8 protein-coding genes and 3 pseudogenes are annotated in these 10,141 nt (G+C 45.3%); 7 read left to right on the top strand and 4 right to left on the bottom strand.

Translation table 11 applies throughout. From position 1 onward, the window contains the following. Together IQ257_RS27455 and IQ257_RS27450 are read left to right on the top strand one after the other, a co-directional pair. Positions 1-406: DUF3326 domain-containing protein (locus IQ257_RS27455; protein ID WP_193933382.1), on the top strand; the 406-nt coding region annotated here is incomplete at its 5' end. Continuing rightward, positions 387-980, top strand: a complete 594-nt coding sequence (locus IQ257_RS27450; RefSeq protein ID WP_193880952.1) for a CPBP family intramembrane glutamic endopeptidase — start codon at positions 387-389, stop codon at positions 978-980. The genes IQ257_RS27455 and IQ257_RS27450, both read left to right, overlap by 20 nt. Positions 981-1,004: 24 nt before the next feature. On the opposite strand, the gene purN is transcribed toward IQ257_RS27450, so the two are convergent. From purN to IQ257_RS27435, 3 genes are all read right to left on the bottom strand, one after another. Further along, entirely contained in the window at positions 1,005-1,673 is a 669-nt protein-coding gene (gene purN / locus IQ257_RS27445; protein ID WP_193880949.1) for a phosphoribosylglycinamide formyltransferase, read from the bottom strand. A gap of 202 nt (positions 1,674-1,875) precedes the next feature. Beyond that, positions 1,876-2,199, bottom strand: a complete 324-nt coding sequence (locus IQ257_RS27440; protein ID WP_228061083.1) for a hypothetical protein — start codon at positions 2,197-2,199, stop codon at positions 1,876-1,878. Then, positions 2,196-2,372 carry a hypothetical protein gene (locus tag IQ257_RS27435; protein WP_193880943.1) on the bottom strand — a complete coding sequence of 59 codons (177 nt, stop codon included), beginning with the start codon at positions 2,370-2,372 and terminating at the stop codon, positions 2,196-2,198. Before IQ257_RS27435 ends, IQ257_RS27440 begins: the two co-directional genes overlap by 4 nt. Positions 2,373-2,478: 106 nt before the next feature. Here IQ257_RS27435 and gatA point away from each other — a divergent pair, with 106 nt between their 5' ends. The 5 genes and pseudogenes from gatA to IQ257_RS31715 all read left to right on the top strand — a co-directional run. Further along, positions 2,479-3,936 carry an Asp-tRNA(Asn)/Glu-tRNA(Gln) amidotransferase subunit GatA gene (gene gatA, locus IQ257_RS27430; protein ID WP_193880939.1) on the top strand — a complete coding sequence of 486 codons (1,458 nt, stop codon included), beginning with the start codon at positions 2,479-2,481 and terminating at the stop codon, positions 3,934-3,936. A gap of 79 nt (positions 3,937-4,015) precedes the next feature. Further along, positions 4,016-4,975, top strand: a complete 960-nt coding sequence (locus tag IQ257_RS27425) for an alpha/beta hydrolase (RefSeq protein WP_322744482.1) — start codon at positions 4,016-4,018, stop codon at positions 4,973-4,975. Positions 4,976-5,272: 297 nt separating this feature from the next. Further along, positions 5,273-7,387: pseudogene (dnaE, locus tag IQ257_RS31725) on the top strand (DNA polymerase III subunit alpha); the annotation flags it as partial. Positions 7,388-7,432: 45 nt separating this feature from the next. Continuing rightward, a pseudogene (locus IQ257_RS31720) lies at positions 7,433-8,170 on the top strand (LAGLIDADG family homing endonuclease); the annotation flags it as partial. A 423-nt stretch (positions 8,171-8,593) separates the two neighbouring features. Continuing rightward, positions 8,594-9,115, top strand: a pseudogene (locus IQ257_RS31715) (trans-splicing intein-formed DNA polymerase III subunit alpha N-terminal partner DnaE-N); the annotation flags it as partial. Between the two features lie 98 nt (positions 9,116-9,213). Here IQ257_RS31715 and IQ257_RS27415 read toward each other — a convergent pair. Further along, on the bottom strand, positions 9,214-10,041 hold the full coding sequence (locus IQ257_RS27415) for a DsbA family protein (RefSeq protein WP_228061082.1): 828 nt from the start codon (positions 10,039-10,041) through the stop codon (positions 9,214-9,216). Positions 10,042-10,141 lie beyond the last annotated feature (100 nt).

Below are 10,141 nucleotides of genomic sequence, written 5' to 3'. Positions count from 1 at the left end.
CCCTCGCTCTGCGGCTGAGGAATTGGGTTACACCTTCTTACCCTGCGTTTTGGTTGGACTCAGTCGCGCCCCCCAGTTTGTCGTCAAGACGGGAAATTTCCTTCCCAAACTGGGAGACATTTGGGCAGAAGAGGTAGATGCTGTGGTTATCCCCGCCAGTACCTGTGGGGGCAGTGCCTTACTCAGTTTCAGCCAATTGTCTACTCAGATTATTGCCGTTGAAGAAAACCAAACCGCCCTGCAAGTTCCACCAGAACCGTTAGGGATTAAAGTAATGCGAGTACACTCGTATTTAGAGGCACTGGGCTTGCTGGTTGCTCATCGTGCTGGTATCAGTGCAGAGTCCCTCAGCCCATCCCTGTCGTCCATGCATTGCCTATCTATTAGTGACAAAACAGTCTCCTGATAACCCTAAAATTGAACCCCTAACGCGAATGCAAGTGTTAGTTGCCATGGGGGTAACTGCTGTCGTGTTGCTAGCGATCGCTAAGTTATGGCTGGAATTCGGCTCCGTTACTCTCCTATCCTTAGAAGGTACCCCTAACGCCTTGCTCTTAGGACTAGGGCTAGGGGTAGTCATTACGGCTGCCAGTAGCGTAATCTACCGTCTGTGGCCCGCTTACCGCCAAAGTGCCGACTTCTACCTCCAGTTAGTTCTTAAACCCCTAGTATTACCCGACCTGATTTGGCTGGGGTTGTTACCTGGCATGAGTGAAGAATTGCTATTTCGGGGGGTTATGTTACCAGCCGTAGGATTAAACCCCCTTGGTGTTGTGGCATCCAGTCTAGTCTTTGGCATTTTACACCTGAGTGGTTCTCAACAGTGGCCCTATGTCGTTTGGGCAACCGTGGTGGGATTGCTATTAGGATTTAGTGCCGTGTTCACAGGCAATTTACTGGTGCCGATTGTGGCTCATGTGGCGACTAATTGGATTTCTAGCTTTCTTTGGAAACTGGGAAATCAAGAGGTTGAAGTGTAAGAATCTCCGCCCTAGAAATGTAGATTAACGTCCTGCCACTGCAATACTTGCAGCAACCTGGGCGATCGCTTGGGGGAAAATTCGATATTCTTGAATTTGAATCCGGGCGTGGAGGGTTTCTGAGGTGTCATCCGGTAGAACGGGAACCGCCGCTTGGATTAAAATTGGGCCACTATCCACTTCCGGGCATACCAGGTGAACGGTACAGCCTGTAATTTTTACTCCAGCCGCCAGTGCTTGTTCTACCGCCCGCACACCCTTGAAACTGGGTAATAAACTGGGGTGGATGTTAATTAGTCGGTTGGGGAAGGCGTCGATGAGAACTGGCGTTACCACACGCATCCAGCCTGCCATGATCACCAATTCTACTCCGTACTGCCGCAGCGTCTGGGCAATTTGGCTATCTAACTCTTCCCGTTTTTTATAGTCCCGGTGATTGTGCAGAACAACTGGAACGCCCCGTTTTTCGGCTCTGGCTACGGCTTTGATGCCAGGATTATTGTAAATCATCACTTGAATTTGGGCGTTAAGCTGCCCATCGGCGATCGCTTGCGCTACCGCTTCAAAGTTGCTGCCGCTTCCAGATGCCATAATCCCTAGTTTTACGGGCGGAGTATTCCTCGACTGGTTAGGGAAAATTGTGGGTGAAATCAGATTGGGGGTAGTGTTAACTGTTGGCAGATGGGTCGTCATGCAGAATTACCGTCCTATAACACCGATTTAGTAGTGTGAATATTAAAAACCTAAACCCCTGACCCCCTTTTCTACAAGAGAAGGAGGTGTTAATATCTCTTTTGTTTATAAGGGAGAGGTTTTTCTAGAACGCTAGAACGGATGAAAACTGCTATGATATTAATCCGCTAGGTAGTAATGACTGTTTTTTTGAGCAATTTTCTTAACTGTGCAGGGTTTGGGTTCTCCAGTGTTCATCATGTCTTGGCGGTAGCTGATCAGAGTTTTTTCGCGATCGCACCGTATTCTCGCACTTGACGCCAACACTTTCCCAGTTGTCTTGGATGTAGTTTAAGTCTTCTGGGGATGCCACATAGCTTTCGACGTAGCCGCAGTTGACACAAACGTAGGTATCAAGTGCAGCGTAACGAGCTGATGAGTTTCCCAATCCGAGTGTCATCGTATTGAGGGCAGGAAATTTTCGGTTCCTGTTGCTGCGTATATCAAAGGAACCGCAGGAGCGGCATTGACCATTTTTCATCGTCATGATGTTTCAACGCTAAAAGTTGACTTTCGTTCTCTTTTCGTTCCGGGGACGATACTATCCGGATTGAAGTTTCCACTATAAGCGATCGCGCCTTGATGGTGATGGCAGATGGTAAAGGAGCGATCGCATTTGGGTAATTTTCTGTGCTGTATCATCAACACGGTGATAAGCATTTTGACACCCCAGTCAGACTCTTTCCATGTCCCACACTCTCTGTTCAGCTAGCCGCTCAATTTTTTGCCAAAATACTAGAGCACGGTAGTCAGTGAAGGTACAAACATGGCATCCATTCGCGAGTTGCACCAACAACTCATCAACAAAGAACGCTCAAGCGTCGAAATTACCCAAGAAGCCCTAAAGCAAATTGAGGCGCTAGAACCAAAACTACACAGCTTTTTGCACGTTACCTCAGAACAAGCTCTAGAACAGGCGCGTCAAGTGGATGCCAAAATAGCCGCCGGAGAAGATATTGGTCTGTTGGCAGGAATTCCCATTGGTATCAAAGATAATATGTGTACCAAGGGCGTTCCCACCACCTGCGCCTCCCGCATTCTGGAAAACTTCGTCCCCCCCTACGAGTCTACCGTTACCCAAAAGCTTAAGGATATAGGTGCGGTGATGGTGGGTAAAACGAATCTGGATGAATTTGCCATGGGCGGTTCCACCGAAACCTCCGCCTATCACCTTACTGCTAACCCTTGGGACTTAGAACGAGTACCAGGAGGTTCCTCTGGGGGTTCAGCAGCAGCAGTAGCAGGGGGAGAATGCACCATTGCCCTTGGTTCTGATACGGGGGGTTCCATTCGTCAACCGGCATCGTTCTGTGGCATTGTTGGCATGAAACCTACTTATGGTTTAGTGTCCCGTTACGGTTTAGTCGCCTTTGCCTCATCTTTAGATCAAATCGGTCCGATCTCACAAACTGTAGAAGATGCTGCTATTTTACTAAGTGCGATCGCAGGTTACGACCCCAAGGATGCCACCAGTCTCAAGGTTGAAATTCCTGACTACACGCAGTTTCTGCAACCCAATCTCAAGTCCCAAGGCGGTATCAAGATTGGCATTATTAAAGAAACCTTTGGCGAAGGCTTAGATCCTGTCGTCGAACAGGCAGTGAATAAAGCCGTCGAACAACTAAAAATTTTGGGTGCCGAAGTTCAAGAAATTTCCTGCCCCCGATTCCGCTACGGTTTGCCAACTTACTATATTATTGCCCCATCTGAAGCCTCAGCGAATCTGGCTCGCTACGATGGCGTTAAATACGGCTTCCGGGCAGATAACGCTGACAGTCTACTGTCGATGTACACGAAAACTCGCGCTGCTGGGTTCGGTGCAGAAGTCAAGCGTCGGATTATGTTGGGTACTTATGCTCTGTCCGCAGGATATTACGATGCCTATTACCTGAAAGCGCAAAAGGTTCGTACCTTAATTAAACAAGACTTTGATGCCGCATTTGAAAAGGTTGATGTTTTGTTATGTCCCACGGCTCCCACAACAGCATTTAAGGCTGGGGAAAAAACAGCAGACCCTTTAAGTATGTACTTGGGAGATTTGATGACTATCCCCGTTAACTTAGCGGGTTTGCCAGGGATGAGTGTGCCTTGTGGTTTTGATAATCAGAGATTGCCAATTGGTATACAGTTAATTGGTAAAGTCTTGCGCGAAGACCAACTCTTTCAGGTGGCGTATGCTTATGAGCAGTCTACCGATTGGCATCTCAAGAAGCCACCGCTCTAAGTGGGTAGCCGCAACGGTTTAGATCCCTGACTTCTCGAGAAGTCGGGGATCTGCCTTTAATCATTCTCCTATCTGAAGGATGCCACCCCCCTTTTACCGACAGTATCCTTTAGGATGGAGTCTGGCTTTCTTCGTTCCAGTTTTCATGTCAATTCGAGCCGTCACCCTTTTAAAATTACTGCTAACCGTTGCCGGAATTTTAGCGATCGCTTACCTCTTGATCTGCATCGCCTTACTACTCTGGCAAAATCGCATAATTTTTGTCCCCACCAAGGTAATTCAATCTACACCGGCTGATTTAGGTTTACCTTATCAAGAGGTTTCGATACCGGTGTCTACCAAAACGGGTAAGGTAGAACGCCTGCACGGTTGGTGGATTCCTGCTGCTTCTCCAACCCCTAGTGTTCTGCTGTATCTGCACGGCAATGGAGAAAATATTGGTGCAAATATCAGGCATACCCAACGGTTTCACCAGTGGGGTTTCTCGGTGCTGCTATTTGATTACCGGGGTTACGGGAAAAGTGATGGAATCTTTCCCACCGAAGCCCAAGTGTATCAGGATGCTCAAGCCGCTTGGGATTACCTGGTGCAAGAACGTGGGATTGCTCCCCAGGATATTTTCGTTTATGGTCATTCCTTAGGAGGAGCGATCGCAATCGAGTTAGCTGCAAGAAACCCAGGTATTCCTGGCTTAATTGTGGAAAGCACGTTTACATCCATGCGCCTGATGGTAGAACATGAAGGCATCTACAGTCTATTTCCCGCTGATTTGCTGCTAACCCAGAAGTTTGACTCGATCAGCAAAGTAAAGTATCTGACGATGCCACTACTATTAATTCATGGAACGAGCGATCGTGTAGTACCTGCCCTGATGAGTCAAGTCTTATTTGATACTATCACTGCTCCCAAACAATTATTGCTCGTTCCCGATGCCGGTCACAATGACGTAGCAGAAGTTGCTGGGGTTCAGTATCAGCAAGCTGTTCAACATTTTTTGCAACAAGTGTACGCAAGCCAAGCTCAACTAACTGAGCGTTAGATAAACAAACATTCGTAGGAGAGTGCTAAAGTACTCACTACTAACTAAGTGTCTTATCATTATATAGAGAATGATAGCGGTATAGCGTTTCCCAATTTACTGAGGTAGAGTTTCCCCCTCTCAAAAAGCGAGTGAGAGGGGGCTAGGGAGTGAGGGCTGTACTTCACGCTTCTTGAGTTCCGCTATATCACATTCACTAAGGGGTGATAGAAATTTGCTAGGATGAGTTCCGCTCTTGCTTGACCCAGCCAACAAGCTACTGCAATAGTGATGTAGTTTAATCCCTACTTACCCTTTATGTCCTTCGTCGGTCTCCACATTCATAGCGATTACAGTCTTCTCGACGGTGCCTCTCAGTTACCGCAGTTGGTTGGACGTGCCGTTGAGCTGGGAATGCCTGCGATCGCTCTCACCGATCACGGAGTTATGTATGGCGCGATCGAGCTGATTAAAGAATGCCGAGGAAAAGGCATCAAGCCGATTATCGGCAACGAGATGTATGTAATCAACGGTGACATTGAGGATAATACAAAGCGCCAGCGCAAGTATCACCAAGTTGTCTTGGCAAAGAATACCCAAGGCTATAAAAATTTAGTCAAGCTGACGACGATTTCTAATCTAAATGGACTCCAGGGACGAGGAATTTTCCAGCGTCCTTGTATCAATAAAGATTTACTCAAAGAGTATCGTGAAGGGTTAATTGTTACAAGTGCCTGTTTGGGGGGTGAAGTTCCTCAAGCAATTCTTAAAGGCGACCCAACACTTGCTCGTCAAGTAGCGCAGTGGTATAAAGAAGTCTTCGCTGCAGATTACTATCTCGAAATTCAAGACCACGGCTCTATTGAAGACCGAATTGTTAACGTTGAAATCGTTAAGATTGCCCGCGAGTTAGGAATTAAAATTGTTGCTACTAACGATTCTCATTTTATCTCCTGCTACGACGTAGAAGCACACGACGCCTTGCTGTGTATTCAGACGGGTAAGCTGATCGAAGAAGATAAGCGGATGCGCTACAGCGGCACCGAATATCTCAAGTCTGCAGCGGAGATGGCGCAGCTATTTCGGGATCATTTACCGGATGATGTCATTCAAGAAGCGATCTCTAACACCTTAGACGTTGCCGACAAAGTTAAACCCTACGACATTATGGGGGAACCTCGCATCCCCAATTACCCCGTTCCCAGTGGACACACCGCTGATACCTACCTGGAGGAAGTAACGTGGCAAGGACTACTAAACCGCTTGGGATGTCGTTCTCGCAGCGAAGTTAATCCTGTCTACAGAGAACGACTGGAATACGAGTTAAAAATGATGCAGCAGATGGGGTTTTCCACATACTTTTTAGTCGTATGGGATTACATCAAATTTGCGAGAGATCAAGGTATTCCTGTTGGTCCTGGGCGGGGTTCTGCGGCGGGTTCTTTAGTTGCCTATTCCTTAAAAATTACCAATATTGATCCTGTTCATCACGGACTTTTATTCGAGCGCTTCCTTAATCCAGAACGGAAATCCATGCCCGATATTGATACGGATTTCTGTATTGATAGACGTGATGAAGTTATTAAATATGTTACCCAAAAGTATGGGGAAGAGCGGGTGGCGCAAATTATTACGTTTAACCGTATGACCTCCAAAGCTGTCTTAAAGGATGTTGCAAGGGTATTAAATATTCCCTACGGCGAATCTGACAAGATGGCAAAGATGATTCCGGTTTCGCGAGGAAAACCCACCAAGCTGAAGGTGATGATTTCTAATAAAACACCCTCTCCAGAGTTTAAAGAGGCTTACGAAAAAGATCCAAAAGTTCGCCACTGGCTCGATATGGCGATCCGGATTGAGGGAACTAACAAAACCTTTGGTGTTCATGCGGCTGGAGTTGTGATTTCATCAGAACCGTTGGATGAGATTGTACCGTTGCAAAAGAATAATGATGGTGCCGTCATCACCCAGTATTTCATGGAAGATTTGGAATCTCTGGGTCTGCTGAAGATGGATTTTTTAGGTTTGAAGAATTTAACCACGATTCAAAAAACAGTAGAGTTAATTCAAAAAAATCAAAATTTCACTCTAGATTTAGATCAGCTAACCCTTGACGAACGCAAGGCATTCCACATTCTGGCAAAAGGAGAAGTTAAAAAACGCCCTGATGATATTGAAAAAACTTATAAGCTTTTAGCGCAAGGTGAGTTAGAAGGCATTTTCCAATTAGAATCATCGGGGATGCGTCAAGTCGTGCGAGACTTGAAACCGTCTAGTATCGAAGATATTTCCTCAATTTTGGCACTGTACCGACCCGGACCATTAGATGCGGGTCTGATTCCTAAGTTTATTAACCGTAAACATGGGAGGGAGAAAGTTGAGTATCAACATCCTCTGTTAGAGCCAATTTTGAACGAAACCTATGGAACGCTTTGTTTGCCAAAGGGTACACTAATCGATAAACCTGATGGTTCTTACGTGCCGATTGAGGAGATAAAACCTGGTGACGTAATTTTAACGTCTGATGGAAAAAAGGTTTGGTCAGCCAAAGTTGCTAAACACTGGTGCAGTGGTGTTAAAGAGATTTTGAAAATCACTCTATCTAGCGGTACGGTTATTTATTCCAGTAAGAATCACCGCTTTTTAACACCAGAAGGAGACAAGTTTGCCTGGGAACTCACACCAGCAGCAGGAGGACTCAAAAACGCTCATATCTATAGTTCTGCGCTTTATGAAAAATGGACTCTATCCAAGAACAGCCAAAAACTACGCCAGAATGAAGCTTATCTGCTTGGTTTGTTGATAGGAGATGGAAATTTAGTCTCTTCAACTCCCAATATTACCTGTTCTATAGAAGAGACAGCTATCTGGGTTGCTAATCTGATTGCCGAAACCTGGGGGGGGGAACCTAATTATTATTTCCATACAAGATGCTGGTATGCTTACTCGAAGTTTAAAACACAACCCAAACCTACTCCTTTGACACAATTTCTAGATAGTTTATACGGAGGTAGGGGATGGAAGGTCAAATCTGTTGCAAAATATTTACCAGACGATGTTTCAGATTACTGTGAGCAAGACCGAATTGATTTGTTGTGCGGTCTGTGGGACAGCGATGGATGTTATAGCGAGAAAGTCGCCTACTTCCGCAGTGCATCTCCTCGGTTAATCCAACAAGTTGCTTTGTTGTTAGGGAGTCTGAAGATATCGTATTCGGTTGTAAAAAATTATGTTCTGATTACTGACCGTACTCGATTTAACTCAATTTTAGGGCAATCCAAACTTCCCGGTAAGCAATATGCAGAAACAGCAAAGAATTATCTGCCAGTTTCATCAGAGAATTTCGCAAAATTGTTAGTAGAGTCTCTTGCGGTTACAGATAGCGTGACAAGGAAGTTAGCCAAGCGATCGCTTCAACAGGCAACTTTATTTAAACCCAAATCATCTCAATACAAAACCCAAATTAAGGATTGGGATGATTTGTATCACAAAATCTACCAAGAAACTTACTTACAAGATGCTCGCCTGGTTTATGTTGTCTCTGTTGAAGAGAACGGAAAAGAAGAATGCTTCGATCTCCAGATGGAGAATCAAGACTCACCTTATTTTCTCGCTCATGGGGTAGTAACTCATAATTGCTACCAAGAGCAAATTATGAAAATGGCTCAGGACTTAGCCGGATATTCCCTGGGTCAAGCCGATTTATTAAGGCGTGCCATGGGCAAGAAAAAGGTTTCTGAGATGCAAAAGCATCGAGACATTTTTATTGACGGCGCAGCTAAAAATGGAGTTTCTAAAAGGGTATCTGAAGACTTATTCGAGCAAATGGTACTGTTTGCTGAATATTGCTTGAGCTACGATACTAAGATTTTAACCATTGAATATGGTTTTCTAGCGATTGGTGAAATTGTCGAAAAGGAAATTGACTGCACGGTGTATACTGTTGACAATAATGGCTATGTCTACACGCAACCCATTGCTCAATGGCATAACCGAGGACACCAAGAAGTCTTTGAATATTCCCTGGAAGACGGTTCAATTATTCGAGCAACCAAAGACCATAACTTTATGACAATTGATGGTCAGATGCTGTCGATTGATGAGATATTTGAGCGGGGTTGGGAGTTAAAACAGGTAGAAGTATTGCAACCTGTTTTGTAAAGTTCCGTAGGGGCGGGTTTACAAGTATCTTCCCTATGTAGCCCAGATATCGATAAACCCGCCTACAAAAGATAACCCTATATTAAGGTCTAACCGAATCACGATTCTGTGACACGTTCCAGAATTTTCTCCATTTCAGCCAGTTGAATCGCCCCCGTGAACGTCTCTCCATTCATGACAAAAAAGGGTGTACCGCCAATCCCCAAATTCTCAGCAAGCTGAATATCGTTCTGAATTGCAGCCTCAGCCGCAGCACTGTTGCGATCGCTGTTAAACTGTTCGATATCCAGATTTAGAGCTTTAGCGGTAGCGATGTAAAATGGCTCACTGAGCTGGTCTTGCTGGGTAAATAGCGCATCGTGATACTCCCAGAATTTACCCTGCTGACTCGCAGCCCAAGCCGCCTTAGCAGCAGATAGGGATTGGGAATGAATCGAACTTAGAGGATAATGCTTGTAAACTAAGTTGACTTCATCTTGATGCTTTGCCATAAACTGTTGGACAGTTTCATGTGCCTGAGCACAGAAGGGACACTGAAAATCTGAAAACTCAACTAGCAAAACCGTTGAATTCGCTTTGCCAGTGGTGGGAGACTCACCAATCACCGCTTTGGTATTGGTTTTTATTTGTTGGACGAATGCTTGCTGTGCCTGTTGGAGTTGTTGCTGGACTTGCTGCTGATATGCTTGAACAGATTCTATAATCACTTCTGGATGAGCGCGAATAACTTGCAAAACTTGCTCTTCCAACTGCGGATTAAGGCGGCTAGCGGCTTGTGCGGGACGTGACCAACTCAGTACGATTGCACACAATAAAAGCAATCCTGTAAGTTTTAAGATTTTCTTAGCAATAGCGAGGAAATTTGTTAGAGCGATCGCCCAAAACCGAAATTGATTCATTAAGGAATTCCCTTTGAGGTATTTCATAAGATGCCTCCAAATAGAATGCGCCGTTTTTGGGCAAGATAGTCCATTCTTTGACCTTATTGATGTCAAGGTTAGTAGGAAAGGGAAGCCTGAAGCTATC

This window comes from Coleofasciculus sp. LEGE 07092, assembly GCF_015207375.1.
In the GTDB taxonomy this organism is placed as follows: Bacteria; Cyanobacteriota; Cyanobacteriia; order Cyanobacteriales; family Coleofasciculaceae; genus LEGE-07092.
Note: the sequence above shows the minus strand (reverse complement) of the source record. Positions and strands in the feature narration are given on the sequence as shown.

Coding starts and splice junctions, on each gene's coding strand:
- gatA (WP_193880939.1), top strand. CDS start 2,479: ATGGCATCCATTCGCGAGTTGCACCAACAACTCATCAACAAAGAACGC.
- IQ257_RS27440 (WP_228061083.1), bottom strand. CDS start 2,199: ATGACGATGAAAAATGGTCAATGCCGCTCCTGCGGTTCCTTTGATATA.
- IQ257_RS27435 (WP_193880943.1), bottom strand. CDS start 2,372: ATGCTTATCACCGTGTTGATGATACAGCACAGAAAATTACCCAAATGC.
- IQ257_RS27425 (WP_322744482.1), top strand. CDS start 4,016: ATGCCACCCCCCTTTTACCGACAGTATCCTTTAGGATGGAGTCTGGCT.
- purN (WP_193880949.1), bottom strand. CDS start 1,673: ATGACGACCCATCTGCCAACAGTTAACACTACCCCCAATCTGATTTCA.
- IQ257_RS27415 (WP_228061082.1), bottom strand. CDS start 10,041: ATGAAATACCTCAAAGGGAATTCCTTAATGAATCAATTTCGGTTTTGG.